The following is a 26,481-nucleotide window of genomic DNA, read 5'->3' as shown; positions in this document are numbered from 1 at the left end:
GAATCAGAAATCGGCCACCAGCGACACGTTGAAGTGGCGACCGGGCTGGGTGTACGAGTCCAGCGCCAATGAATTGGCGGCGACACCGCGCACGTCGGACCAGTTCCAGTACTTCTTGTTGGTGAGGTTGACAATGGCCGCGTTGACGCGCAGGGTCTTGCTGATGCGCCACTGCCCGCTCAGGTCAACCGTGGTGGCCGCCGGTACCGCGAACTGTGGTGTCGTGGCCGGGGCCGTACCGATCTGCTGCGTGCCAATGTCGCTGAATTTCTTGGCCGAATGGTGGCTGGCGTCAAGCCGGACATCCCAGCCTGCGGTTTCATACTTCACACCCAGCGTGAGCTTGGCCGGGTCGATGGTGTCCAGCGGCAGGCCGGTGTTCTTGACGGTGCCGCGGGTTTCGCCATAGGAAAACGGCGTGCTCAGACGGCCGTCACCCAGCCGACCCCAATCCATGCTGCCCTTGACTTCAAAGCCGCTGATCGTCGCATTGTCGATGTTGATGGACTGGAAGACCGTCGTCGGACTGATCGAGACTGTTGCGTTGTCCTGGATCAGGTTGTTGAAGCGGCCATAGAACACGGCGGCATCGAGGGTCAGCCGTTCGAGATTGCCGCGCACGCCGAATTCCAGGTTTTTGCTTTTCTCGGGCTTGAGGTTGGGGTTGGGAATGGTCCTGTAGTTCTGCGCCACGTTTTCAAAAAACGCATTGACCTGCCCGGCGTTAGGCGCCCGGAAGCCGCTCGCATAGTTGCCGAAAACGCTCCACTGCGGCGTTGCGCGATAGAGAACACCGAACTTGGGCGAAACCGCCGAACCGGACAAAGACACGGGAGTGGCCGCAAAACCCGCCTGGCTGGCGTCGATGCTGAAGCGGTCGATCCGCACGCCCGGCGTGAGGCTCCAGTCGCCGCTGATCAGCTCATCCTGCAAATACAGTGCTGCGCTGGATTCCGTGGTGTCGGGAAAACGCTTGACCGGAAAAGTCTCAGGCGCCGTCGGTGCAATGCCGGTTTGAAGGTTGCTGATTTTCGCGCGGGTGTAGTCAACGCCGTAGGTGAGTTTTTGCGCCCATTGGCCCACAGGCCGGATGACCTTGTCTGCCTGCATGCTGGCCTGTAGCGTGCGCTCCTGGTAGTAGGTGTCGCGTGTCCGCAGGGGTATGGCACCGGTGCGGGTCTCTTTGGCGAACTCGCGCGACTTGGCGTCCTGGTAGCTCAGCACGGTTTGCAGGTTGTCGGCCAGGGCGGCATCAAGTTTGTACTTTGCGTCCCAGGTGAGCCGGTTGCGGTCCATATTGCTGAAGCCGTCGGTACTCAGTACCGTCGCGGAACGCGCAGCCGTCAGCAGGTCATAAACCGATTTCTTGTCGACATGCTCAAAAGTCAACACATGCTTTTGCCCTGCCGCGGGACGCAGCACCGCCTTGGCCAGCAACGAATTGCCGGTGTCGGTTTGCGGGTTCGGCGTTGTCCTGGCAACACCCAGGGTGTTGTTGCTTCCCTTGTTGTCCAGCTCCTGACTGTGATTGCTCGCTACTGTCAGCTGAACATCCAGCACTTCATTGGCACGCGCAGCAATGGTCGCGGACACGCCGAAGCCCTTGTCGTCGCCGCTGTAAGTGGTGGAAGCGCGGCCGCCAATGGTTTTGCCGTCCTTCAGGAAATCTTCGGGCTCGTAGGTGATGAAATTCACCAGGCCCGCGATGCCGTCAGACCCGTAAAGCACCGAGGCCGGACCTTTGACAAGCTCAATCCGCTTGACCAGGTCAATCGACAAGGTGTCGCGGCCGAAAGAATTGACGTTGAAGCTGTAGCTGCGCGGTATGCGAATGCCATCGACCAGCATCAGTACGCGGTTGCCATCCAGCCCCCGGATATTGAAACCCGCATTGCCGTCCCGGCCCGTATCACCGCCGGTGGCAAAACCAAAACGCACAGGCGCACGCCGCACTGAGACATTGGGAATGTTTTTGACCGCATCACGAATGTCGCGGATCTGGCCCTGCTCAATGTCGGTTGCATTGAGGACGTCGATGGTCATCGGAAGGTCTTCAATCGCCTGCTCTGTGCGGGAGCCGCTGACCACGATCTCTTTCAGGGCGGCAACCTGCACCGGAGCGTTTGCCACCGGCTGTGCATGCGCGGCAAAGCCGGCGCTACAGGCCAGACCGGCCAACAAGGAAATTTCGCGCAAGGCGAAGCGGGAAGATGGATGGATCGACGTCACGTGCAAGCCCAAAAAGTGAAACATTTGGAGGGCTTGCTGCCGTAACGGTGAAGCCTGAAGGCTTGCGTTACTTGTGGCTGGCTCTGAGGAGATCGAAGTATATGCGAATTATTCTCATTCGCAACAATTAGATGCAAAATAGTCTGGGTGATAACACCCTTCGTGCGTCTCCCGCTCTGTGTTCCCCTCCGTCAGTCACCACCTGGTCACAGCGAATAACAAGAATGGACAGGCAAAAATCGCCGCACCACGCCTATTCGATAAATAGTTAATATCTATCGATACATGAAATATAAAAGAGTTATACTATCGTCTCGAAAGCATTTTTACCAGTTCTTTAACCCAGCATAGGAAGCCATCTAGATGTCCCTGATCAATACCCAAGTCCAGCCTTTCAAAACCCAAGCTTTCCTCAATGGCAAGTTCATCGACGTTTCAGACGAATCGCTGAAGGGCAAATGGTCGGTCCTGATCTTCATGCCAGCTGCATTCACTTTCAACTGCCCCACGGAAGTTGAAGATGCTGCTGACAACTACGCCGAATTCCAGAAGGCCGGTGCAGAGGTTTACATCGTCACCACCGACACGCACTTCTCGCACAAGGTCTGGCACGAAACCTCCCCTGCTGTCGGCAAGGCCAAGTTCCCCTTGGTGGGCGACCCTACCCACACGCTGACCAAGGCGTTTGACGTGTTCATCCCTGAAGAAGGCCTGGCACTGCGCGGTACCTTCGTGATTAACCCCGAAGGCGTCATCAAGACGGCTGAAGTGCACTCCAACGAGATCGCCCGCGACGTCAAGGAAACCCTGCGCAAGCTGAAGGCGGCCCAATACACCGCCGCACACCCCGGCCAGGTCTGCCCTGCCAAGTGGAACGAAGGCGCCAAGACGATCGCTCCGTCCATCGACCTGGTTGGCAAGATCTAAGAACAGGTTCTAACGCCCTGCTGCCTTCCTGACGAAGGCCCGGGCCCCGGCACACGCGCGTGTGCCGTCCCGGGCTTTTTTGTTCCCCATTGAAATTGAAAGTGAGTCCCTCATGCTCGACGACGCCACCAAAGCCCAACTGAAAAGCTATCTCGAACGCGCCACTGCGCCCATCGAAATCGTCGCCTCGCTCGACGGTAGCGAGGCTTCGGGCGAAGTGCTGTCGCTGCTGAAAGACGTGGCTGAGTCCTCGCCGTTGGTCAAACTGACCGAAAGCCGCGACGACCCGCACCGCAAGCCCTCGTTTTCGATCAACCGCCCCGGTGAAAACCACGGCCCGCGTTTCGCCGGCCTGCCCATGGGCCATGAATTCACCTCGCTGATCCTGGCGCTGCTGCAGATCGGCGGCTACCCGCCCAAAGTCGAGCAACCCGTGCTGGAGCAGATCCGCGCGCTCGACGGCGATTTCGATTTCGAGGTGTATGTCTCGCTGACCTGCCACAACTGCCCGGATGTGGTCCAGGCGCTGAACCTGATGGCAGTGCAAAACCCGCGCATCAAGACCACCATGATCGAGGGCGGTACCTTCCAGGATGAAGTGAAGGAGCGCGAGATCATGGGCGTGCCCACGGTCTTCCTCAACGGAACCATGTTCGGAAACGGCCGCATGAGCCTGGAAGAAATCCTGGCCAAAATCGACACCAGCGGCGTGGAACGTGAAGCCAAAATCATCGACAAAAAGGAAGCCTTCGACGTGCTGATCGTCGGCGGCGGCCCGGCCGGCGCAGCTGCGGCTGTGTATGCCGCACGCAAGGGCATCCGCACCGGCGTGGCGTCCGAGCGCTTTGGCGGCCAGGTACTGGACACACTGGGCATCGAGAACTTCATCTCCATCAAGGAAACCGAAGGCCCCAAGTTTGCCCACGCGCTGGAAGAGCACGTGCGCAACTACGACGTTGACATCATGAACCTGCAGCGCGCCAAGGCGCTGGTGCCGAACAGCGGGCCGGACAAAAACCTGATTGAAGTGCAGCTTGAAAGCGGCGCCTCGCTCAGGAGCAAGTCCATCGTGATCTCGACCGGCGCACGCTGGCGCAACATCAACGTGCCCGGCGAACACGAGTTCAAGAACAAGGGCGTGGCCTACTGCCCGCACTGCGACGGCCCGCTCTTCAAGGGCAAGCGCGTGGCGGTGATCGGCGGCGGCAACTCGGGCGTCGAGGCGGCGATTGACCTGGCCGGCATCGTCGGCCATGTGACGCTGATCGAGTTCGACACTGCGCTGCGCGCCGACGCCGTGCTGCAGCGCAAGCTGAACAGCCTGCAGAACGTGACGGTGTTCACCAACGCGCAAACGACCGAAATCACCGGCGACCAGAAGGTCAACGGCCTGATCTACAAAGACCGCGCCAGCGGCGAGCTGAAAACCGTTGAGCTTGAAGGTGTGTTCATCCAGATCGGCCTGGTGCCCAACACCGACTGGCTCAAGGGCGTGGTGGACCTGTCCAAACACGGCGAGATCATCGTCGACGCCAAGGGCCAGACTTCGGTGCCGGGCGTGTTCGCGGCGGGCGACGTGACAACCGTGCCCTTCAAGCAGATCATCATCGCGGCCGGTGAAGGCGCCAAGGCGGCGCTCAGCGCGTTTGACTACCTGATCCGTAGCCCTATCGCCGCGTAATGCATGGGTGACGGTCCGGCCATGGGCTGAACCACTGAAGCTCAAAAGCCGCCCTCAACCGGGCGGCTTTTTTTTGCACGCAGAATGCGAATCCTCCTCTAAAACCAGATACTTCGAAGGGCTCATCAGATGAGAATTACTCTCATTTGATGTATAGTTCCCAGCATCCTCTTTCGCTAGCCAACAGCCCTGCAGCCGGCTCGCGTCGCAGGGCGTAGCAAGCCGACAACCCGCCCACCGACCCCTTGAACTTCGCCACTTGCGGTGGCGTTCGGGCTGCTGTGCGCACGCCAGGCATCTGGCGATCCTTCCAGGGAGTTTTGACTTTGCTCACCATGCACCTGCCGCGCACCACGCGCCGCCTGACGGCTCCAGGGTTCAGGCCGCAGAAAGGAAAACCCCAATGACGACGACCGCAAAAATGGACAGCCGGCGCATCAAGACCTGGACCTGGGTGCATAAATGGAGCAGCCTGGTTTGCACTGTCTTCATGCTGCTGCTGTGCCTGACCGGGCTGCCGCTGATTTTTCACCATGAGATCGGCCACCTGCTGGGCACCGAAGTTGAGGCGCCCGATTTACCGAAGGGCACACCGCGCGCCAGCCTGGACAAGGTCATGGAAATCGCACAGGCACTGCACCCGGGCAAGGTGCCCATGTTCGCGTCCCATGAGATCGACGACGACCGCTTCTGGTACGTCACGCTGGGTGACACGCCGCTGTCCGAGGTGGATAACAAGACCGTCGCCGTCGATGCACGCACCGCAGCTGTGCTGGCCCAGCCCAGGTTCGACGAAGGCTTTATGTATGTAATGTTCAAGCTGCACGTTGACCTCTTTGCCGGACTCGCGGGCAAGCTCTTTCTGGGCTTCATGGGACTCTTGCTGCTGGTGGCGATTGTCTCGGGTGTGGTGCTGTATGCGCCCTTCATGCGTAAGCTGGACTTCGGCACAGTGCGGCAAACCCGCCCGCGCGCCAAATGGCTGGACCTGCATAACCTGCTCGGCATCGTGACGCTGGTGTGGGCCTTCACCGTGGGCGCCACGGGCATGATCAACACCTGGGCCGACCTGTTGATCAAGTACTGGCAGTACGACCAGCTAAGCTCTCTGCTGGCGCCCTACCAGGGGCAAAAACCGCCGGCCCGCCTGGCCTCGGTGCAGCAGGCAGCTTCATCAGCGACCGCTCTGGCGCCTGAGATGAAGATGGCCTTTATCGCTTTTCCGGGTACATCGTTTTCAAGCCCGCACCACTACACGGTGTTCCTGCGCGGCAATGAGCCCTTCAACTCGCGGCTGCTCAAGCCGGTGCTGGTGGACGCCGGCACCAATGCGCTCACCGCCAGCCCGCCGCTGCCCTGGTATCTCACCGCGCTACTGGTGTCGCAGCCGCTGCACTTCGGCGACTACGGCGGCATGCCGATGCAAATCCTCTGGGCCCTGCTGGACATCGCAACCATCATCGTGCTGGGCAGCGGCCTTTACCTGTGGCTTGGACGGCGTAATCCGGCCAAAGCAGCGAAGCCGGAAAAAACAGCAGGGCAAGCATCAGCGCCGCATGCCGCACGCCATGAAACGACTGGCGGTGCCGTGTGAGCGCAAAGGCCGATCCCGCGAAGGGCTCCGCTTTCTGGCGCCTGTGGCGCTGGCCCCTCGTGCTGGGCATGCTCAGCATCACCGGCCTGCTGACCGCACTGGTGTCTGACGGCTGGGGCGACTGGTGGTGCTGGCTGGGGTTGGGCGTGCCCGTGGCCGTGATGGCCTGGTTCTCGTGGGTGCCCGGCGGGCCTCGCAAACGCTGAATGGGTGGGTGACCGGTTTTTTTGTTCTGGTGCGATAGGTAAAGTTAACGTGGCAGCACTTTGAAGCGAAGCACAAAAACACCAAAATCTCATGGGAAAAGTGCCTGAAACCCTTATAAAACAAGCGCAGACAGCTCCTGATTTGATAGCAACCCCAATAAAGCCTTCACGGGCCATACTTGCCCAGGGGCGGCTGCCTGGCGCTTGAGTTCTGTCGCCGCGCGAAATGCGATGGTGATGTGCCTGACCTTGGCGCCGGTGTGGCGTCTATAGCCATCACCGGCGGCAGGCCCGCCCAGGCTATAAAATTCAGGCTTGCTCACGCACGATCTGAGGGCACGACCTGAAGGGATGCGCGGTGAGTCCCTTGCATCACCCAAAGCCCTTTCTCGTCCCCCCATTTCTTTCCCCTTCTCTTCTTTTTCTCTCATGAGCGCCTTCAACACAGAACGCATTATTTCCGTCCACCACTGGACCGACTCACTATTTAGCTTCACCGCCACGCGCGATTCGGGCTTTCGCTTCGTCAACGGCCAATTCACCATGATCGGCCTGCCCGTGGACGGCAAACCGCTGCTGCGCGCCTACAGTGTGGCCAGCGCCAACCATGAAGACCAGCTGGAATTTTTCAGCATCAAGGTGCCCGACGGCCCGCTGACCTCGCGGCTGCAGCACTTGAAGCCGGGCGACGACATCCTGGTCGGACGCAAACCCACCGGCACGCTATTGCTGCAAAACCTGCTACCTGGCAAGACGCTGTGGTTGCTGGCCACCGGCACCGGTCTGGCGCCCTTTCTCTCTCTGATCAAGGACCCAGACACTTACGAGCGATTTGAGCGTGTGGTGGTGGTGCACGGTTGCCGTACCAGCGCCGAGCTGGCCTACCGCGAGCTGATCGAGCACGAGCTGCACGAGCATGAGTTCCTCGGCGAGCTGGTGCGCGGACGCCTGCTGTATTACCCCACCGTGACGCGCGAGCGCTTTCGCAACGAAGGCCGCATCACCGAGCTCATGCAGTCGGGCAAGCTGTACAGCGACCTGGGCTTGCCCGCGATCTCTATCGGGAACGACCGCCTGATGCTGTGCGGCAGCCCCGACATGCTGCGCGACATCAAGGCCATGCTGGAAGAGCGCGGCTTTGAGGAAGGCAACATGCAGCGAGCCGGCCACTTCGTGGTGGAACGCGCATTTGCCGAGCGCTGACTGACAACGGGAAACGTTTGCAATGCGAACGTTTCTCACAATCAAACGCAACCAGACCGCCCCAGCAGGGGAATGCTTGAGTTACGGCACGCGGCCAGTGACAATGGGCGATCCGCACTACACAACGATAAGGAATTCCCATGAAAGGCGACGCAAAAGTCATCGCTCACCTGCAGGCGCAGCTGAAGAACGAGCTCACGGCCATCAACCAGTACTTCCTGCACTACCGCATGTACAAGCACTGGGGCCTGGACAAGCTGGCCAAGAAGGAATACGAAGAGTCCATCGGCGAAATGAAGCACGCCGACAAGTTGATGGACCGCATCTTCATGCTCGATGGCCTGCCCAACCTGCAGGACCTGGGCAAGCTGATGATCGGCGAGGATGTTCCAGAAGCCCTGAACTGCGACCTGAAAGCCGAAACCGGTGCACAGGCCACCATCAAGGACGGCATTGCCCACTGCGAAAGCGTACGCGACTATGTCTCGCGCGACCTCCTACAGGAGATCCTCGATGACACCGAAGAGCACATCGACTTCCTGGAAACGCAGATTGAACTGCTTGGCAAGGTTGGCCTGCAAAACTACCTGCAAAGCCAGATGGGCGAGCTGAGCTGAATGTGGTCTTGAAATAGCCCGGTGACATACCTGGCACAAAAAAGACGGGGCACAGGCCCCGTTTTTTTGTTTGCGCCAACGCTGACCGCTCCTGGTTTTCAGAAGCTCTTTTTGTCGCCTACTGAATTTGGCCTTTTTGCCACACAACCACCGTTTTCGCCCTTATTCCCGCAACATTCAGATACAACAGATTACGAATCATTATCATTTGATATACACTTCGAGCGAACTTTACGAGCCAGCCAACTCGCGCCCCCGGGCATTCTGAGCCAGCCAAGCTTTTTCCTGAACCCGGTCCACCGCCTGCAAGGCAGGACCCTGCTTGGAGGCCATCTTGGCACACCCTTCCGCTCGCGCCGCACGCCCTGCGCGCAACAAAAAAAACCGCACCATGGGCGCCGACAACTTCACGCCGTTTGCCAGCCCGGTTGCCAATCCTGCCGCATCTTCCGACAAAACACTGCTCCCGCTTGGTGCGCTCATGCTGGCTGTTTCGGTGTCGGGCTGGGCCCAGAGCATCACCCCGACGCCCAGCACCGGCAACACGACCGCTACGTCGTCCACCTCTGCAACACCTGTTGAAGGCAGAAGCCTGGCCCCCGTCACAGTGACAGGCACACGCGATCGCGCCAGCCAGACCTACCAGAGCGGCATTACCAGTGTCGGCAAGATGCCCGTGCCGGCCAAGGACGTTCCCCAGTCGCTGACGGTCGTCAACGAAAAGCTGATGCACGACCAGGGCAAGGACAGCTTCAAGAGCGCACTCGAAAACGTCGTCGGCATCACCTTTGAAGCGGGCGAAGGCGGACGGGTCGGCGACAACATCCGCATTCGCGGCTTCAGCGCGGCGGGCGACATTTACATGGACGGGATGCGCGACATCGCGCAGTACAACCGCGACAACTTCAACACCGAGCGCGTGGAAGTCTTGCGTGGTGCTGCTTCCATGCTGTTCGGCCGCGGCTCCACCGGCGGGGTGATTAACCAGGTCAGCAAGCAGCCACGCCTGATCACCGAGCACGAAGTGAACGCCACCGTCGGCACCAAAGGCTACCAACGCTACCAGGGCGACTTCAACTTCAAGCTGGACGACGACGCGGCTCTCCGCATCAACGCCATGGCGACAGACGGCGATGGCCGCGGCGAAAACGCCAGCGCCTCCACCCATCGCCGGGGCCTGGCCCTGGACTACCGCTTCGGCATCGGCACAGCGAACGAATTTGAAATCAGCTACTACCACCTGCACTACAACGACAAGCCCGACTGGGGCTTTGCTTGGTTCAACAGCCGCCCCGCGCCTGGCACCGAGAAATACTGGTATGGCCTCAACACCGATTTCCAGAACGACAAGGCCGACGCTGTCACCCTGAGCCATACCCACCGATGGACCGACGGCAGCAGCCTGAAAACCACGGTGCGCGACGGCTACTACTCACGCACGCTGCGCGCCACGCAGGCCAGCTTTGCCGCCGGCACGACCCTGGCCAACCTGAGCGCCAACACGGTGGTGAGCCGCGGCGCCACCAGCGCCGGCAATGCCAAGGCGGGCAACGAACACCACACATTCCTGCAAACCGACTACCTCACGACCACCCAGTGGTTCGGCCGCAAGAACAGCCTGCTGATCGGCGCCGAGTACGCCGTGGAAAATTCCGACCGCCTTAGCTACCCCCTCCTGACGGGGGCCAAGCCGACCACCACTGTGGGCAATCCCATCAGCACCGGTATCGGGGGCAATTACACGCAGAGACTGGAAACGGCATTCAAGGCCACTACGCTGGGCCTGTACATGCAGGACACGATCGACCTCACACAGTACTGGAAGCTGGTTGCCGGCCTGCGCGTTGATAACTTCAAGGCCGACTACCAGCGACCCACCGGCACGCCGCCCAACAACGGGACACTCGCCAGATCCGACAGCCTGCTGAGCAAACGGCTGGGCGTGATATATCAGCCGACCGATGAGGTCAGCTACTACGCCGCCTATGGCACGTCGTTCAATACCTCCGGCGACCTGTACCAATTCGACCCGAACTCTGCCAACACGCCGCCCGAGAGCAGCCGCAACATGGAAATTGGCGCCAAGTGGGAGCTCTACGGCGGTGACCTGTCACTGCGCGCAGCCCTGGCCCGCACAGAGAAGTACAACGAGCGCAACACCGACATCGACACGAGCACCAACTCCTACCTGTTGTCCGGCAAGCGGCACACCGATGCGCTGGAATTTGAGGTCGCCGGCCGCATCACGCCGCAGTGGGATGTCTTTGCGGGCATCGGCTTCCTGACGGCGAGGATCGACAAGACCGGCGCCACTGCCGAGATCGGGCAGAACCCGGGGCTGAGCCCAAGCCGCCAGGCCAACCTGTTCACCACCTACCGCATCGGCGACAAGTGGCGTATCGGCGGCGGCTTCACCGCCGTCAGCACCAACAAGCCGGCCAATGCCGTCACGGCCACCAACCGGGTGCCGGGCTACGTGAAGGCCGACGCGCTGGTGGAATACCGCATCAATGAAAAAAACACCGTCAAGCTGAACATCGACAACCTGTTTGACAAGGTCTACTACAACACGCTGTACCGCGGCTTTGTGGCGCCCGGCGACGCACGCAGCGTGCGTGTGACGCTCACCAGCAAGTTCTGATTTGAAAGAACGTTTTCAAGGTTGGGCACCTGGGGGATACTCCGGGTGCCCATTTTTTTTCAGTCGCTTTTCGGGAAGCCCCACCATGCTGCTTCGCATTCAACAAGCCCTCAAGCCGGACGAGCTCGCGCAAATCCGCCAGCTGATCCTGGCCGCCGACTGGGCCGACGGCCGCATCACGGCCGGCAGCCAGAGCGGCGCCGTCAAGAACAACCTGCAGCTGCCTGAAGAGCTGCCCGCCGCCCAGCAGGCGCGGCACATCGTGTCGGTGGCGCTGGCCCGTAATCCGATGTTCGTGACCGGGGCGCTGCCCAAATCGGTCTATCCGCCGCTCTTTAACCGCTACGGCGGCGACGCCAACAATTTCGGCAACCACATTGACAACGCGGTACGCACGCATGCCGCCACAGCACGGCACGTGCGAACCGACATTTCCTGTACGCTGTTCCTGAGCGATCCGGCCAGCTACGACGGCGGCGAACTGGTCGTGCAAGACACTTACGGCGAGCAACGCATCAAGTTCGAGGCAGGTGACCTGGTGATGTACCCGGGCACATCGGTGCACCGCGTGGAGCCTGTCACGCGCGGTGAGCGGCTGGCCTGCTTCTTCTGGATTGAAAGCATGGTGCGCTCCGATGCCCAACGCCGGCTTTTGTATGAGATGGACATGGCCATTACCTCTCTGCGCCAAAAGGAACTGGAACGCTCGACCCCAGGTGCGGCCGAAGGCGCCGAAGTGGTACGGCTTACAGGCTGCTATCACAACCTGCTGCGGATGTGGGCTGAGGTTTAGACGGCAGGACCGCGTTTATCCTGCATCGTGAAGGGTCTTGGCAACCCATCACCCCCCAGGATGCCTCGCTCGCCTCAAGGAACTGCCTTTTCGCTATCTAATTTATAGCACCTTGCGCACATCCAGCAAGGATTACTGCTGAATTTGGCTTCAAAAATGAGGCCAAAAATCCGCTCCAAATGGCTCGCACCTCCTGAAATCTGCGTGCCATGATTGCAAATGCGATAGATTCGCATTTATAATCAACGCACCGATTGAATCAATCACCAGCCAAGCCCATCCATGATCGTTTGCGTCTGCCGCCGAATCTCCGACCGCGAAATTGCCCGCCATGCCCGAGCAGGCTTGGGCTTTGACGAGATCCAGTTCGAACTCGGCGTGGCCACCCAGTGCGGCCAGTGCGAAGGCTGCGCCCGCGACGTGGTGGCGCAGTGCAGCGCCAGCTGCCCGACGGCCAACATCAAGCTCGCCGCCCACACGCTGGAAGGCAGCCCATGGAACACCTTGCAACCTTCTCCCCAATACTGATTTCGGCCCTTCCTGTCAGCCTTGTGCTGGTGATAGGTTCCGCGTGGTGGATCTTCCGCCGCTAGTTTCCTGGTTGCCTTTTTGACCGAAACCGCGCCTCATGTGGCCATTCGCCCACCTATCCCCCTCTCGATGAACGCCACTTTCTCCACCGCGCCACGCCCCGCCCCGCCGCGCCAGCCCCTCAGCCGCAATGCTGTTATCGCGCTCGTGGTAGTGGGCCTGCACGTGGGGTTCATCTGGGCGCTGCAAAGCGGCTTGTTGATGCGCGCCGCCGAAATCGTGATTCCTGCAGAAATCCTCACGCAATTCGTGGACCCGCCCGCCCCCAAGGTGGAGCCCGTCCCTCCTACCCCACCCACGCCGACCGTGCAGAAAAAAGCGGTTGCCAGGGCACCCGACAAACCCGCGCCCCAGCCGCTGGCCATCGCAGACCCAACACCCTCGCCCAATGCCCCGACAGGCGTTGTCACACCGCCGCTGCCACCAGCGCCTGTGGCCGTGGCACCCGTTACGCCGCCCGCGCCACCGGCAGTGCAGCTGCCGTCGAGCGATGCCGACTACCTGCAAAACCCCAAGCCCGCCTATCCGCCCATCAGCCGGCGCCTTGGCGAGCAGGGCAAAGTGATCGTGCGTGTGCTGATCGGCGCAGACGGCCAGGCGAAGAAAACCGAAATCCGCCAGTCAAGCGGCTTTGACCGGCTTGACCAGGCAGCGGTCACCACCGTCATGCGCTGGCGCTACGTGCCCGGCAAGCGTGGCGGCGTGGCCGAAGAGATGTGGTTTAACGTACCCATCAACTTCGTCCTGGAGTAATCTTTTTGAAACCCGTGGAGTATTGATTCATGAATTCCCAATTCGGCCTTGCCAACGTCTGGAGCCAGGGCGATATCGTTACCAAATCGGTGGCCGTGCTGCTGCTGGTCATGTCGCTCGCGTCATGGATGGTCATCATCATCAAGACGCTGGACCTCATCAAGTACAAAAAGATCGCCCGCGCCTCTGAAGACTTCTGGCACAGCGAAGACTTTGCCGCAGGCCTCACCAAGCTGGGCTCGGACCCCGCCAACCCGTTCCGCCAACTGGCCCTGGAAGGCCGCGAAGCCACGCTGCATCACCGTAACACCAAAGCACACCTGCACGACGCCCTGGACGTGAGCGACTGGGTCACGCGCACGCTGCGCAACACCATCGACGAATTCACCGGCAAGCTGCAGTCGGGCCTGGCCATCCTGGCCTCGGTCGGCTCCACCGCCCCCTTCGTCGGCCTCTTCGGCACCGTGTGGGGCATCTACCATGCGCTGCTGTCCATCGGCGCGGCCGGCCAGGCAACCATCGACAAGGTGGCCGGCCCGATCGGCGAGTCGCTCATCATGACGGCGCTGGGTCTCGCGGTTGCCATCCCGGCGGTGCTGGGCTACAACGCGCTGGTGCGCGGCAACAAGGGCGTTCTGCAAAAACTCAGCCGCTTCGCGCATGACCTGCACGCCTACTTCGTGACCGGTGCCCGCGTGAGCGCCAGCGGCCAACAGGCCAATGTTGTGCCAATGAAAAAAGCCTGAAAGCCAACCCTTTATCCTGCTCTGCCGCCCAACAGCCGCGGAGCTCCCTCATTCAATGACCGAGAAGCACCATGGCCTTTGGAACCCAAGACGACAGCGATGAGGTGATGAACGAGATCAACATGACGCCCATGGTGGACATCATGCTGGTGCTGCTCATCATCTTCATCATCACGGTCCCCGTGATGAAGCATTCCGTCAACATCGACCTGCCGCGCGCCTCCAACGAAGCGCAAAACATCAAGCCGGAAACGGTTCGCCTGAGCGTGGATGCGGAAGGCAGCTATTTCCTGAACGAGACCAAGGTTTCAGACGAAGAGCTGGTCACGCAGCTCAAGGCGTCGGCAGCGCAGAACCCGCAGCCAGACCTGCATATCCGCGGCGACAAATCGGTTCGCTACGAGCGCGTGGCCCAAGCCATGGCAGCAGCCCAACAGGCCGGGCTGCGCAAGATCGGTTTCATCACTGAACCCAAGAACTGACCAGGGCCTGCAGGACTCATCGGGTCCTGGATGCATGCCTGCTGGACAGGCACTCCAGGTTTTTCACACAGAAAGAAACAAAACCGCAGCCTGGATTCGCTTGACTTTCAAATGAGAATGGTTATCATTAACTTAACGAAACCCAAACAGGTTTAACCATCATGTCCATCGCAATGCCCGCCTCCCATACCTTGAGCCTTCCTGCCCGCGCCCCCGCGCACACAGAGACCGCTTCTGGCGGCCATCCTTCGGGGGCCTCTGCCGCCTGCGTCAACAGCACCGAAATCCTGCGCGGGCAAAAGGCGGTGGAAATCAACCACAATGGCTCGACTTATCGCCTTCAGGCCACTCGCCTGGGCAAACTGATTTTGACCAAGTAAGCCGCCTTCACCGTTTCATCACCCTCTTCACCAGCACAGTTTCATCGTGGGGCGATCCGGGGCTACCAAGCCTCCAAGGTCGTTTTTAGCCAGCCACAGACTCTTTTGGAGTTGTTTAGCCAGGCTTTTTTTCCTTGATGTTGTTCTGCTCGCGCCAACAAAAAAGCCGACCTTGTGGCCGGCTTTTTTATTCCCGCTGCGACGCGGTTTACAGGCCGATGGCGGCAATGCCCGCACGTGCGATTTGCGCGTCTTCGCTGGACTTCACGCCGCTCACACCCACAGCGCCAATGCAATGCCCGTCTTTCACGATGGGTACGCCGCCCTCGAGCATGCCGTGGATGTAGGGCGCCGACAGAAAGGACGTACGGCCGCCGTTGATGACGTCTTCGTAAACCTTGCTCTCACGGCGGCCCATGGCGGCCGTGTTGGCCTTGGAGGGTGCAATGTGCGAGGAAATGGGCGGCGCGCCGTCCAGGCGCTGCAGGTGCAGCAGGTGGCCGCCGTCGTCGACGATGGCAATGGTGACGGCCCAGTTGTTCTTGAGGGCTTCGGCCTCGGCGGCGGCGGCGATGGTTTTGACGTCGGCGAGTTCAAGCACTGCTTTTGATTTCATGGTCTTCAGGATTTCCGGAGTTTATTGGCAAAGACACTGAGCATACGCAAATTTGAGGCCACCCCTCACCCGCATTGCCGCCAAATTAGCTTATAGAACCCTTACAAAAAGTAGGGAGTGAGGGCTGGAAAAACGGCAATGCACCCTAAAATAATCTTGCCCGCATTTGCTGGCGCCTCGGAGACGACTTTCATGACTGACAATGTTCAAACCCTCGACTACGGCGTTGCTTCCAGCGTCGAGCAACGCAACAAGGTCCTGCGCAACACCTATTGGCTGCTGGCCCTGAGCCTGCTGCCCACCGTGCTGGGCGCCTGGCTGGGTGTGGCGACGGGCATTACCCGCTCCCTGACGGGCGGATTGGGCCTGATCGTGTTCCTCGGAGGCGCCTTCGGCTTTATTTTCGCCATTGAAAAGACCAAGAACTCGGCCGCGGGCGTGCCTGTGCTACTCGGTTTTACCTTTTTCATGGGCCTGATGCTCTCGCGCATGATCGCCATGGTGCTGGGTTTCAGCAACGGCGCATCACTGGTCATGACGGCTTTTGCCGGTACGGCCGGCGTGATGTTCGTGATGGCCAGCCTGGCCACCGTCATCAAGCGGGACCTGAGCGGCATGAGCAAGTGGCTGTTTGCCGGCGCGCTGGTCATCATGGTGGCAGCCGTCATCAACGTGTTCGTCGGCTCGACCATGATGATGGCAGTCATCAGCACGCTGGCGATCGCGGTTTTCAGCGCCTACCTGCTGTATGACCTGAAACAGGTGATCGACGGCGGCGAAACCAACTACATCAGCGCCACCCTGGCCATTTACCTGGACCTGTTCAACATCTTCCAGAGCCTGCTGGCCCTGCTGGGCATCTTCGGCGGCGACCGGGACTGATCCATCCGCTTCGCTACAGAATAAAAAAAGGGCCTCAGGGCCCTTTTTTCATGCGCACCTCGTGTCATTCTCCGCAGGGTGAGCTTGGGGCTTCTCCAATTCGAGCCAGGGCCGCGGATCAGGCTCTGCCAGTCTCAGGCGCAGCGGCCCCCTCGGGGGCAGGGAGCTACACGTAGTGAGAGACCGTGGGGGCCAAATCAAACACCGCAATGGACTCCACATGGGCCGTATGCGGGAACATGTTGACCACACCGGCCGCCGTGCAGCGGTATGCGCCGCTGTCCACCAGCACGCCCGCATCCCGCGCCAGGGTGGCCGGGTTGCAGCTTACATAGACAATGCGCTGCGGCGGCGCCCAGCCGTTCAGGGCCAGGCTCTGCTGGTGCTCACCGTCGTCACAGGGGACGCCGCTGACGATCTGCTGGTGCAGCGCTGCCAGGGACTTGAAGAGCTCAAAAGCGCCTTCACGCGGAGGGTCCACCAGCCATTTGTCGGCCCGGCCGTCTTTCACCAGCATCGCCGGCGTCATTTCAAACAGGTTGCGCGCTACAAATTTTGTAGCTGCCAGCGCCCGTCGGACGCTGGATGCAGGCCTGTTTCTTTCAAAATTCTCGCGTGAACGGGCGACCAGGACTTCACTGCCCTCGATGCCCAGCACCTCGCTGGCGCGCGTGGCCAGCGGCAAGGTGAAATTGCCCAGGCCGCAAAACCAGTCGATCACCCGCTCATCCGGCTGCACCGCCAGCATGCGCAGTGCACGCGACACCAGCACCTGGTTGATGTGGGGATTGACCTGCGTGAAATCGGTCGGCTTGAACGGCATGACCACATCGAACTCCGGCAGGCCGTAGCTCAGCTCCTGCACAGCGTCGTCCAGCAGCTTGACCGTCTCGAGGCCCCCCGGTTGCAGCCACCATTGCAGGCCGCGGTTTTGCGCAGCGAAATCGCGCAGGCGGTTCAAGTCTCCGGGGCTTAGGGGCTCCATATGGCGCAGCACCATGGCCGTGACTTCATCGCCACAGGCCAGTTCGATCTGCGGCAAGGTTTCCTTCGCATCCATGCTGCCGATCAGCTCGCGTAGCGGCACGAGCATGTCGCTGACGTGCCGGGGCACCACGTGACATTCGGTCATATCGGCCACGTAGCCGCTTTTACGCTCGTGAAACCCCACCAGCACGACACCCTTTTTGCGGACATACCGCACCGACAGCCGCGCGCGATAGCGGTATCCCCAGGCCGGCCCTTCAATGGGCCGCAGCAGGTTGTCCGCCTTGACCTTGCCGATGTGCCAGAGATTGTCTTCGAGCACACGCTGCTTCACGGCCACCTGCGCCCCCACATGCAAATGCTGCATCTTGCAGCCGCCGCATGCGCCGGTGTGCATGCCGAAATGCGGACATGCCGGCCGCACACGCTGGGACGATTCACGGTGAATCGCCATCACCATGGCTTTTTCAAAGCTGCTTTTCTTGCGGTAGACGTTGGCAGTTACCCGTTCGAAAGGCAGAGCGCCCTCGATAAAAACCACTTTGCCGTCAGCCCTGTGGGCAATTCCCTGGGCTTCAATGTCGAGCGACTCGACCTCGAGCACGTCGGGCGGGTAGTCGGCCGCCGTCGCTGGCTGCTTGTTCTGGCTTTCTTCTGTCATGCACCAATTGTCTCAGGCTGCGGTACCATTTTCTGAACCCGTGAAAGGAAGGCGCCATGGAGCTTCGTATTTGCATCGATGTTGACAACATGGAACGTGCTGTCGAGTTCTACACAGAGGCACTCGGGCTGCGCACAGGCCGCCGTTTCAAGAGCGATTTCGTGGAAATTCTCGGTGCAAGCAGCCCGATCGATCTGCTCTTCAATGCGCCGGGTACCCGGCCGATCGCCAGCGGTCAGGGCAGCGAGAGTGTTCGCACCTACCAGCGCCACTGGACGCCTGTTCACCTTGATTTTGTGGTGGAAGACATTGATGCGGCGGTTGACCGGCTGCAGCGCCACGGCGCCGTTCTGGAAATGCCCGTGGCTGAACGGGTCTGGGGACGCATCGCGGGGCTGGCCGACCCCTTTGGCCATGGCATTGACCTGCTGGAGTTCAAGGGCCGTGGCTACGACGAGATTTTGCAGCCGCACTGATCACGAACATAGGCAGCCGGCCGCACTTCCCAGCAACCAATTGCTACAAAATAGATAGCTGCTTGCGCTCGTCCAGACTGGTCTGCGGGCTTTCTTTTCTTAAATTTTTCGATAGCTTTGCCCTGACGCAAGCAGCGTCAAGACACCAGAAACAAAAAAAAGGAGCCCAGCAAACGCGGGGCTCCTTTCTGCGGATGAAAACACCGCTTATTTGGCAGGCAGGTATCTGGAAGGGTCGACAGGCTTGCCCTGACGGCGAATCTCGAAATGCAGCTTCACGCGGTCCGCGTCGCTGTTGCCCATCTCGGCGATCTTTTGCCCCTTCTTCACGCTCTGGTCTTCCTTGACCAGCAAAGTCTGGTTGTGCGCATAGGCCGTCAGGAAGGTGTTGTTGTGCTTGAGGATGATCAGGTTGCCATAGCCGCGCAGGCCGGCGCCGGCGTACACCACGCGGCCGTCGGCCGAGGCAATGACAGGGTCCCCCGCCTTGCCTGAAATATCCAGGCCCTTGTTTTTGGCTTCATCGAAACCTGCGAGCATCGTGCCCTGCGCGGGCCAGATCCAGGCGATGTCTTCATCGCCCGTTGCAGCGGGCGCCGGGCTGGTGCCAGCCGGTGTTGACGCGGGACGCGCCGCGCTGGCAGCCTGGGCCGGCGTGGTGGATGCGGTCGACGTGGTGGCCGATCCGGATGTCACGGGACGCGTCACGACCAGCGGATTTTCACTGCTTGGCGGCACCACACGCAGCACCTGCCCCACCTCGATGATGTTGGGGTTTTCAAGGTTGTTCCAGCGCACGATGTCGCGCCAGTTCTGGCCGTTTTCCAGGCCGATGCGAATCATGGTGTCACCGGGTTTGACGGTGTAGTAACCGGGTTTTCCGGCGTTTTCAAAGCCGGGCAACTGCTTGACATTGCCCGCGTCCACCGCGCCCGGCGTGGGACGCGACAGCCCGGTGCCGCGGTCTTCAACCGGGGCATGGGTGGTAGAACGCGTGCCGCAGCCAGCGGCAAGCAGCAGCGCTGCCGCCAGAGCGCATGGCAGGGCCAGCCTGCCGAGCGTTGAGCGGGCGCCATGACTTGCGCCTGCTGCATCCACAGACACTGCCCGGTTCGGCCGTACGGTTTGATTCATTGGTTCTTTCGTCGTCAATCTGACGGGTATGGCGTATTGGTTAACTGGATGATCGGATGGTTCAATGCCGTCACTGCTATATCGATAACCGGCCTGGGTCCTGCAGGGGCCGGATCGTCAGCTTGTCCCCGATTTTAAAGGCACAAAATGAACGGCCTCCAGCAGGGTCTGCCTGACGCCCTGGGGGGTTTTGTCGACCACCACCAGCGCCTGGGCACCACCGGCGGTTTGCATGGGCGCCACCAGCCTGCCGCCCACAGCCAACTGATCAATCCAGGCAGGCGGAATGGCCTCCCCGCCGGCAGCAGCAATGATGGCCGCATAAGGTGCGCCCTTGGCGTAGCCCATCATGCCATCACCAAACAGCAGGTGCACATTGGGCAGGCGTAAAGTCCGCAGATTCTCCCTGGCTTTGTCGTGCAGGCCACGCAGCCTTTCGATGCTGTAGACCTCCGTCGCCAGATGGCTGAGCACCGCGGCCTGGTAGCCGCAGCCAGTGCCGATTTCAAGCACCCGCCCCAGCTTTCCGGCCGCGCCGTGGCGCAGCAGTTCCAGCATGCGGGCCACCACATTGGGTTTGGAAATGGTTTGCCCCAGGCCAATCGGCAGGCTGGTGTCTTCATAGGCCTGGTTGACCAGCGCGGTGTCAACAAAACGGTGGCGTTCGACAGCCCCCATGGCGGCGAGTACCAACGCATCGGCAACACCTTGCGCAGCAAGCTTGCTCACCATGCGCGCGCGCACGGTGTGCGAATCGAGCCCGACACCGCCCGGCAACGCGGAGGCCACGGGTGGCGCCGGTTTCTTCAAGCCACTTTGGCTTGTAGCGCGCTCTGATCTTGCGCTACCAGCTATTGATTTTGTAGCAGATGGGACACCCGCGTCGGGCTTCAGGCGAACCGGAAATGCCGGGCGGCCTGCCGCAACGGGCGCTTTGGCAGTTGGATTGAACGGCGGTTTGAGGCTGGATTTCATGACGATTTTTTGTGCAACTCGGCCAGCCGGGCAGCGGTTTGGGCCCAATAAGGCAGACGCTCATGATCGGTCAAATCCACCTGCAGCGGGGTGATGGACACAAACTTCTGGCTGGTGGCATAAAAATCGGTTCCTTCACCAGCCTCTTTCGCAGGCCCTGCGCCGCCAATCCAGTACATGGTTTCGCCGCGCGGGCTGGTCTGCACGATGACGCGTTCAGCTGCATGGCGCCGCCCCAGCCTGGCCACCTTCACGCCCTGGATCTCGTTGTCGGGCAGGTTGGGAATGTTCACATTGAGCAGCCAGGGCGGCACCGTCGGCTCAGCGCCTTCCGCCACGGCCTCCAGCGTGGGCATCAGTTGCTGCACCAGCTCGGCCGCCCGCCGGGCTGCCACATCGATGTACGCCCAGCCCTTTTCAGTCTGGGAAAACGCGATGGAAGGAATGCCGAACAGGTAGCCTTCCATGGCGGCCCCCACGGTTCCGGAGTAAATCGTGTCGTCGCCCATGTTGGCGCCGTTATTGATGCCTGAAACCACCAGATCGGGCCGGTAGCCCAGCAAACCCGTCAGCGCGATATGGACGCAGTCTGCCGGTGTGCCGTTGATGTAGCGAAAGCCGTTGGCCGCGGTCTGCACGTACATCGGCGAGTGCAGGGTCAGCGCGTTTGATTTGGCGCTGTTGTTGTGCTCGGGGGCCACCACCTCGACATCGGCAACGGTTTTAAGCGCTTCATAGAGGGCAATGATGCCGGAGGCCTGGTAACCGTCGTCGTTGCAAATGAGGATTTTCATGGACTGATTTTACGGTCACGGCTGCGACAGCCTGAGCCCTGCCGGACATCGCAAAACCTGCCGCTTTGCCTATGATGCAGGCAAGGCGCCGTCTCTTTCCGCTGGCGGCCCGCCTTTCTTCTTCTGTTTCTTCTGTACCTGTCGCAGCATTCCTTCTATCGGAGACATTCCATGCAAGCCTGGCTTTGTGAAAACCCCACCGGCGTAGACGCCCTGACCTGGAAAGAATTGCCCACACCGCAACCCAAGGCAGGCGAAGTGCTGATTGAGATCAAGGCCGCCAGCCTGAACTTTCCCGACCTGCTGATCGTGCAGAACAAGTACCAGATGAAACCACCCCTGCCCTTTGTGCCCGGCTCCGAATACGCCGGCGTGGTCCAGGCGGTGGGCGAAGGCGTCACGCACCTCCAGGTAGGTCACAACGTGGCCTGCCTCTCCGGCACCGGGGGATTCGGCACACACACCCTTGCACCGGCGGCCCTGTGCATGCCCTTGCCCAAAGGATTTCCCTTCGTGGACGCGGCCGCTTTCATCATGATTTACGCAACTTCGTGGCACGCCCTGATGGACCGCGCACAACTCAAGGCCGGTGAAACCGTCCTGGTGCTGGGTGCTGCAGGCGGTGTCGGCACCGCAGCCATACAGATTGCCAAAGCCGCCGGAGCCCGCGTAATCGCAGCCGCATCGACCGATGAGAAATGCGCCCTTTGCGCGTCCATTGGCGCGGACGCCACCATCAACTACACCACGAAAAACCTGCGTGACGAAATCAAGGCACTGACCGAAGGCAAGGGACCTGACGTGATTTATGACCCGGTCGGCGGCGAGTTTAGCGAGCCGGCTTTTCGCTCCATCGCGTGGCGGGGCCGTTACCTGGTGGTGGGCTTTGCTTCGGGACCCATCCCGTCCCTGCCGCTCAATCTCACGCTGCTCAAGGGCGCATCCATCGTCGGCGTGTTCTGGGGCGACTTCGCCAAGCGCGAACCCAAGGCCAATGCGGCCATGATGGCCGAGCTGGCCGGCTGGTATGCCCAAGGCAAGATCAAGCCGGTTATTGACCGCACCATGCCCATGGCCGAACTGAAAGCTGCCTATGCCCACATGGGCTCACGTGGCGTGAAGGGCAAGCTGGTCATGGTGAACTAGGGCCTGGCCCGCCTGTGCAAGGCAGCCGCGCCAGGCCCCCAAATGAAAAAGTCCCGCGAGCCTTGCGGCAAGCGGGACTTCAAATAGTGGGGTGGCTGATGGGGCTCGAACCCACGACAACAGGAATCACAATCCTGGACTCTACCAACTGAGCTACAGCCACCGGAGCCCTGCATTATAGCGGCAAAGCCGCTGCAATTTACTGGGTGACGACTTCTTCTGCGCCAGCCTTGGCGACAGGAGGCTTTGCCGCCAGGATTTTCGTCTTGAAGCGTTCTTTCAGGCCGTTGTAATACGCCAGATTTTCTGCGGCGGTCCACCACTGCGTGTACTGGTTGCGTTCCTGCTTGGCGGCCGCTTCAAGCGGCGCCTCGCGCGGAACCACCTTGTTGACCTTGATCACGACGTAACCTTGTGCGCCGAGGCTAACCCCGGCAAATGCCGGCAAGGCAGCCGCGTCGGCACGGAGCGCCGCATCGATCACCGGATTGGGAAGCTTCTGGGTTTGCTCACGCGACACGACCACCGGTGCGGCCAAAGCGGTTGCAGACGCCGGGGCGGCCTTCCAGGCAGCCAGCTTGGCCTCGCCCTCCTTGCGCGCTTCTTCGGCGCTGCGCTGGGCAACCCAGCGCTGGCGCACGACATCTTTCACTTCGGCAAAGGGTTGGGTGCGTGCCGGGGTGTACTGGGTGATCCGGCCTGAAACCAGCTGGCTGGGCGCTGTCTCTATGGCTTCGGTATTGCGCTTCTTTTCGATCGCATCCGGCGAAAAAAGTGCGCCCAGGAATTTCGGATTGGACAGCACGCCAGCCGCACCGGTTTTGGGCTGCCGGGCCACATTGCTGGCCGCCTTGACTTCAAGCTTCAGCTTGTCCGCCACGGGCTTGAGGCTGTCGGGCTGCTCATAGACACCATTGGTGAAGACATCGGCAACTTCAGCAAATTTCTTCTGGGCTTCCTGCTTGCGGAGGTCGGCTTCCAGCTGCGGTTTCATTTCTTCGAACGCGGGCCGCTTCGGTGCCTTGATGTCCGTCAGCTTGATGATGTGGTAACCGAACTCCGACTCCACGACATTGCTGATGTCGCCTTTTTTCATCGCAAAGGCGGCGTCCTCAAATGGCTTGACCATCGAGCCGCGCGCAAAGAAATCGAGATCGCCGCCGGAAGGTGCCGAACCAGTGTCCTGCGAGTTTTTGCGTGCCGCATCGGCAAAAGTATCGGGCGCCTTCCTGACCTGCGCCAGCAATTCCTCTGCTTTGGCTTTCGCTTTTTCGCGATCGGCTGCCGAGGCAGTCTTGGGCGCTGCAATCAGGATGTGGCTTGCCCTGCGCTCTTCGGTGCCGCCCAGGCGCTGGATATTTTGCTCATAGTAGGTCTTGAGATCGGCCTCGTTGACCGTGACCGTCTTTTTAACAGTCTCGATGTCGAGCACCACGTATTCAATGTTGGCCTGTTCTGGCGCCTGAAAGAGTTTCTCGTTGGCTTTGTAGAACTGCTCAAGGTCGGCATCGGTCGGTGCCAGTTTGGCTGCCATATCGGCAGCATCAAAACGGGCCAGCTGGATTTCGCGCTTCTCGAAATAGGCATTGAGCGACAGATCAGCCGCAGCATTCGTGGCGAAGCCGCTTGCACCAATACCGCCCAGCACCTGCCGGCTCGGCAGCCCGGCCTTGACATTGGCCTCAAAGATTTCCGGCGTCATGCCCTGCGATGCCAGCAACTGGCGATAGCGCTCCATATCGAGCTTGCCGTCCGGGCCTTTCAGGGCGGCGATTTCCGGGATTTTCTGCAACTCGCGGGCCAGATAGTCGTCGGTGACATGGGCAGCAGCAGCAACCACACGGTCGCGCACCAGGCGCTCCAGCGTCGCGTAGCGTGCCTGCGGCGTATCGAGCAGTTTGACGTCAATCGACGGCATGGAGGCGCGTATACGCTGGACTTCGTTCTGGTGGGCCTGGTCCCATTCGGGCTGCGTGATGTCTTTTCCGTCGACAACGGCAACGACCCCGCTGTTGTTCCCGGAGGGACCATTGCTGTTCATGCCCACCAATATAAAGGACGGAACAATCAGCAAAAACAGCAACGCCATGGTGACTTTGGTGTGCTTGCGAATGAAATCAAACATCTCGAACTTCCTGTGCTGCAACAGCTTTACGAACAAACCGGGAGCCAACAACAAAAAAGGCGAACCATGTTCGCCTTTTTTCGTGGGTGGTGGGTGCTGACGGGCTCGAACCGCCGACCTACGCCGTGTAAGGGCGCTGCTCTACCAACTGAGCTAAGCACCCCACGTTGAGTTTCCGTTTCAGTTCAAAGCATCCTTGAGAGCTTTGCCTGGACGGAACTTTGGAACCTTGGCAGCCTTGATTTTAATCGCATCGCCGGTACGCGGATTGCGGCCGGTGCGCGCAGCACGTTTTCCCACGGCAAAAGTGCCGAAACCCACCAGAGACACGGAGCCTCCTTTTTTCAGGGTTGTTTTCACAGCGCCAATGGTTGACTCCAGCGCGCGCGTGGCGGCAGCTTTGGAAATATCAGCATGCTTGGCAATGTGCTCGATCAGTTCAGTCTTGTTCACAAGGAGCCCCTCGTTGATAAAAAGTTAATCTGGTTGTCTCTAAAAAATATCTCCCGGGACACTGTGTTGAGTGTGTCAGCGGGAGCGGCATGTGCAGTTTTCTGCTGATTCCAATTAGAGCCATGGACTCTTGACCTGTCAATACAGCAGCAAGTTTTTACAACGTGCGGAGGCGGATTCTAGACGGTTTTTCAGCGCTTTCACGGCTTAATCGTAAGCATGATGTGTAATTTTCATGCTTGACAAAAGCCGTCTTTATGACGGTTTCAGGAAGCGGACAGGGCCTCGGCGACGGCCTTGCCAAGGTCTGTCGTCCCGGCTTTTCCACCCAGGTCCGGGGTGCGCGGCGCACCGCTTCCAGGGCTCAACACCTTTTCAATTGCAGCGAGGATGCCGTCATGCGCATCCTTGTGCCCGAGGAACTCCAGCATCATGGCACCACACCAGATCTGCCCGATAGGGTTGGCAATGTTGCGGCCCGCAATGTCGGGCGCCGAGCCGTGCACCGGTTCGAACAGCGAAGGAAACTTCCGATCAGGGTTCAGGTTGGCGCTGGGCGCAATGCCTATGGTGCCCGTGCAGGCCGGCCCCAGGTCACTCAGGATGTCGCCGAAGAGATTGCTGGCCACCACCACATCGAAGAAGTCCGGGCGCTGCACAAAATGCGCGGTCAGGATGTCGATATGGAATTGATCCAGGCGGACACCCGAATAGTTTTTTGCCATCTCGGCCACGCGCTCATCCCAGTAAGGCATGGAGATGGAAATGCCGTTGGACTTCGTCGCACTGGTCAGGTGCTTCTTGGGACGGGACTGGGCGAGTTCAAAGGCGAACTTCAGGACGCGGTCCACGCCGATGCGGGTGAATACCGACTCCTGCAGGACAAACTCGCGCTCCGTACCGGGAAACGCCCGCCCGCCAATACTGGAATATTCGCCCTCGGTGTTTTCACGGACGATGTAAAAATCTATTTCACCAGGTTGACGCGCGCTCCCGTCACGCCGGACCACCGGCGCAATGATGCCGGGCATCAGCCGTGCAGGCCGCAGGTTGATGTACTGGTCAAACTCACGCCTGAACAGCAGCAGCGAACCCCACAGTGAAACATGATCGGGAATTTTCGCGGGCCATCCCACAGCGCCGAAGTAGATCGCGTCATGGCCGCCCACCTGGTCCTTCCAGTTGTCCGGCATCATCTTGCCGTGCTTTTCAAAGTAGTCCCAGCTTGAAAAATCGAAATGGTCGAACTGCAGGTCGATGCCGTACTTGACGGCCGCAGCCTCCATCACACGCACGCCTTCGGGCATGACCTCCTTGCCGATGCCGTCGCCTGCGATGACGGCGATGCGTTTTTTTCCGATGCTCTTGCTCATGGTGTTCCTTTTTGAA

General features: G+C 60.3%; 26 protein-coding genes and 2 tRNA genes. 16 read left to right on the top strand and 12 right to left on the bottom strand.

What is annotated here, in order from left to right; all coding sequences use genetic code 11:
- Positions 1 to 3: 3 nt before the first annotated feature.
- Positions 4 to 2,253: a TonB-dependent hemoglobin/transferrin/lactoferrin family receptor gene (locus AC1D13_RS03795; RefSeq protein WP_477688956.1), complete on the bottom strand. Its 2,250-nt coding sequence runs from the start codon at positions 2,251 to 2,253 to the stop codon at positions 4 to 6.
- A gap of 339 nt (positions 2,254 to 2,592) precedes the next feature.
- On the opposite strand from AC1D13_RS03795, the gene ahpC reads away from it, so the two are divergent.
- From ahpC to AC1D13_RS03775, 4 genes are all read left to right on the top strand, one after another.
- On the top strand, positions 2,593 to 3,156 hold the full coding sequence (gene ahpC / locus AC1D13_RS03790) for an alkyl hydroperoxide reductase subunit C (protein WP_007874200.1): 564 nt from the start codon (positions 2,593 to 2,595) through the stop codon (positions 3,154 to 3,156).
- A gap of 112 nt (positions 3,157 to 3,268) precedes the next feature.
- Positions 3,269 to 4,837, top strand: a complete 1,569-nt coding sequence (gene ahpF / locus AC1D13_RS03785) for an alkyl hydroperoxide reductase subunit F (protein ID WP_457278803.1) — start codon at positions 3,269 to 3,271, stop codon at positions 4,835 to 4,837.
- Positions 4,838 to 5,258: 421 nt separating this feature from the next.
- Entirely contained in the window at positions 5,259 to 6,431 is a 1,173-nt protein-coding gene (locus tag AC1D13_RS03780) for a PepSY-associated TM helix domain-containing protein (protein WP_477689141.1), read from the top strand.
- Positions 6,428 to 6,637, top strand: coding sequence for a hypothetical protein (locus tag AC1D13_RS03775; RefSeq protein WP_477667128.1), 210 nt, complete (start codon positions 6,428 to 6,430; stop codon positions 6,635 to 6,637). Before AC1D13_RS03780 ends, AC1D13_RS03775 begins: the two co-directional genes overlap by 4 nt.
- A 113-nt stretch (positions 6,638 to 6,750) precedes the next feature.
- On the opposite strand, the gene AC1D13_RS03770 is transcribed toward AC1D13_RS03775, so the two are convergent.
- Positions 6,751 to 7,068 (bottom strand): hypothetical protein, encoded by a 318-nt coding sequence (locus AC1D13_RS03770; RefSeq protein ID WP_457278805.1) that lies wholly within the window; start codon positions 7,066 to 7,068, stop codon positions 6,751 to 6,753.
- Here AC1D13_RS03770 and AC1D13_RS03765 point away from each other — a divergent pair.
- The 9 genes from AC1D13_RS03765 (at position 7,067) to AC1D13_RS03725 (ending at position 14,843) form a co-directional block, all read left to right on the top strand.
- On the top strand, positions 7,067 to 7,840 hold the full coding sequence (locus AC1D13_RS03765; RefSeq protein WP_457278806.1) for a ferredoxin--NADP reductase: 774 nt from the start codon (positions 7,067 to 7,069) through the stop codon (positions 7,838 to 7,840). The two genes, AC1D13_RS03770 and AC1D13_RS03765, sit on opposite strands and share 2 nt — an antisense overlap.
- Before the next feature lie 140 nt (positions 7,841 to 7,980).
- On the top strand, positions 7,981 to 8,457 hold the full coding sequence (gene bfr / locus AC1D13_RS03760) for a bacterioferritin (protein ID WP_457278807.1): 477 nt from the start codon (positions 7,981 to 7,983) through the stop codon (positions 8,455 to 8,457).
- A gap of 334 nt (positions 8,458 to 8,791) precedes the next feature.
- On the top strand, positions 8,792 to 11,098 hold the full coding sequence (locus AC1D13_RS03755; RefSeq protein ID WP_477688955.1) for a TonB-dependent receptor: 2,307 nt from the start codon (positions 8,792 to 8,794) through the stop codon (positions 11,096 to 11,098).
- Positions 11,099 to 11,183: 85 nt separating this feature from the next.
- Positions 11,184 to 11,891, top strand: a complete 708-nt coding sequence (locus AC1D13_RS03750; RefSeq protein WP_457278809.1) for a Fe2+-dependent dioxygenase — start codon at positions 11,184 to 11,186, stop codon at positions 11,889 to 11,891.
- 282 nt (positions 11,892 to 12,173) lie between these two features.
- Entirely contained in the window at positions 12,174 to 12,419 is a 246-nt protein-coding gene (locus AC1D13_RS03745) for a (2Fe-2S)-binding protein (protein WP_457278810.1), read from the top strand.
- Positions 12,420 to 12,551: 132 nt separating this feature from the next.
- Positions 12,552 to 13,235 (top strand): energy transducer TonB, encoded by a 684-nt coding sequence (locus tag AC1D13_RS03740; protein WP_457278811.1) that lies wholly within the window; start codon positions 12,552 to 12,554, stop codon positions 13,233 to 13,235.
- 29 nt (positions 13,236 to 13,264) lie between these two features.
- Entirely contained in the window at positions 13,265 to 13,981 is a 717-nt protein-coding gene (locus tag AC1D13_RS03735) for a MotA/TolQ/ExbB proton channel family protein (protein ID WP_457278812.1), read from the top strand.
- Between the two features lie 71 nt (positions 13,982 to 14,052).
- A complete protein-coding gene (locus AC1D13_RS03730) occupies positions 14,053 to 14,463 on the top strand; it encodes an ExbD/TolR family protein (protein ID WP_477667126.1) in 411 nt (136 codons plus the stop codon).
- A gap of 161 nt (positions 14,464 to 14,624) precedes the next feature.
- Entirely contained in the window at positions 14,625 to 14,843 is a 219-nt protein-coding gene (locus tag AC1D13_RS03725) for a hemin uptake protein HemP (protein ID WP_477649635.1), read from the top strand.
- A gap of 208 nt (positions 14,844 to 15,051) precedes the next feature.
- On the opposite strand, the gene AC1D13_RS03720 is transcribed toward AC1D13_RS03725, so the two are convergent.
- Positions 15,052 to 15,459, bottom strand: a complete 408-nt coding sequence (locus AC1D13_RS03720; protein WP_457278815.1) for a GlcG/HbpS family heme-binding protein — start codon at positions 15,457 to 15,459, stop codon at positions 15,052 to 15,054.
- A 192-nt stretch (positions 15,460 to 15,651) separates the two neighbouring features.
- Between AC1D13_RS03720 and AC1D13_RS03715 the strand changes: the two genes are divergently transcribed.
- Positions 15,652 to 16,341, top strand: a complete 690-nt coding sequence (locus AC1D13_RS03715; protein WP_457278816.1) for a Bax inhibitor-1/YccA family protein — start codon at positions 15,652 to 15,654, stop codon at positions 16,339 to 16,341.
- A gap of 166 nt (positions 16,342 to 16,507) precedes the next feature.
- On the opposite strand, the gene rlmD is transcribed toward AC1D13_RS03715, so the two are convergent.
- Positions 16,508 to 17,989, bottom strand: coding sequence for a 23S rRNA (uracil(1939)-C(5))-methyltransferase RlmD (rlmD, locus tag AC1D13_RS03710; protein WP_457278817.1), 1,482 nt, complete (start codon positions 17,987 to 17,989; stop codon positions 16,508 to 16,510).
- A gap of 56 nt (positions 17,990 to 18,045) precedes the next feature.
- Here rlmD and AC1D13_RS03705 point away from each other — a divergent pair, with 56 nt between their 5' ends.
- Entirely contained in the window at positions 18,046 to 18,465 is a 420-nt protein-coding gene (locus AC1D13_RS03705; protein ID WP_477667125.1) for a VOC family protein, read from the top strand.
- 207 nt (positions 18,466 to 18,672) lie between these two features.
- Here AC1D13_RS03705 and AC1D13_RS03700 read toward each other — a convergent pair whose 3' ends face one another.
- From AC1D13_RS03700 to surE, 3 genes are all read right to left on the bottom strand, one after another.
- The gene (locus AC1D13_RS03700; protein WP_477688954.1) at positions 18,673 to 19,599 is read right to left on the bottom strand and encodes a peptidoglycan DD-metalloendopeptidase family protein; all 927 of its coding nucleotides are present in this window, start codon (positions 19,597 to 19,599) and stop codon (positions 18,673 to 18,675) included.
- A 117-nt stretch (positions 19,600 to 19,716) separates the two neighbouring features.
- Positions 19,717 to 20,574, bottom strand: a complete 858-nt coding sequence (locus tag AC1D13_RS03695) for a protein-L-isoaspartate(D-aspartate) O-methyltransferase (protein ID WP_477688953.1) — start codon at positions 20,572 to 20,574, stop codon at positions 19,717 to 19,719.
- The gene (gene surE, locus AC1D13_RS03690; protein ID WP_477688952.1) at positions 20,571 to 21,368 is read right to left on the bottom strand and encodes a 5'/3'-nucleotidase SurE; all 798 of its coding nucleotides are present in this window, start codon (positions 21,366 to 21,368) and stop codon (positions 20,571 to 20,573) included. Before surE ends, AC1D13_RS03695 begins: the two co-directional genes overlap by 4 nt.
- Before the next feature lie 171 nt (positions 21,369 to 21,539).
- Here surE and AC1D13_RS03685 point away from each other — a divergent pair, with 171 nt between their 5' ends.
- Positions 21,540 to 22,514: an NADPH:quinone oxidoreductase family protein gene (locus AC1D13_RS03685; RefSeq protein WP_457278822.1), complete on the top strand. Its 975-nt coding sequence runs from the start codon at positions 21,540 to 21,542 to the stop codon at positions 22,512 to 22,514.
- A gap of 87 nt (positions 22,515 to 22,601) precedes the next feature.
- Here AC1D13_RS03685 and AC1D13_RS03680 read toward each other — a convergent pair.
- The 5 genes from AC1D13_RS03680 to AC1D13_RS03660 all read right to left on the bottom strand — a co-directional run bounded on the left by AC1D13_RS03680 (position 22,602) and on the right by AC1D13_RS03660 (position 26,453).
- Positions 22,602 to 22,677, bottom strand: a tRNA-His gene (locus AC1D13_RS03680).
- Positions 22,678 to 22,713: 36 nt separating this feature from the next.
- Positions 22,714 to 24,639, bottom strand: a complete 1,926-nt coding sequence (locus tag AC1D13_RS03675) for a SurA N-terminal domain-containing protein (RefSeq protein WP_477667122.1) — start codon at positions 24,637 to 24,639, stop codon at positions 22,714 to 22,716.
- Positions 24,640 to 24,726: 87 nt separating this feature from the next.
- A tRNA-Val gene (locus tag AC1D13_RS03670) sits at positions 24,727 to 24,802 on the bottom strand.
- Positions 24,803 to 24,819: 17 nt separating this feature from the next.
- The gene (locus AC1D13_RS03665) at positions 24,820 to 25,092 is read right to left on the bottom strand and encodes an HU family DNA-binding protein (protein WP_007874140.1); all 273 of its coding nucleotides are present in this window, start codon (positions 25,090 to 25,092) and stop codon (positions 24,820 to 24,822) included.
- Between the two features lie 266 nt (positions 25,093 to 25,358).
- Entirely contained in the window at positions 25,359 to 26,453 is a 1,095-nt protein-coding gene (locus AC1D13_RS03660) for a tartrate dehydrogenase (protein ID WP_457279772.1), read from the bottom strand.
- Positions 26,454 to 26,481: the final 28 nt, after the last annotated feature.

It is taken from the genome of Polaromonas sp. P1_E12, from assembly GCF_056405975.1.
This window is presented reverse-complemented; position numbering and strand designations above follow the sequence as displayed.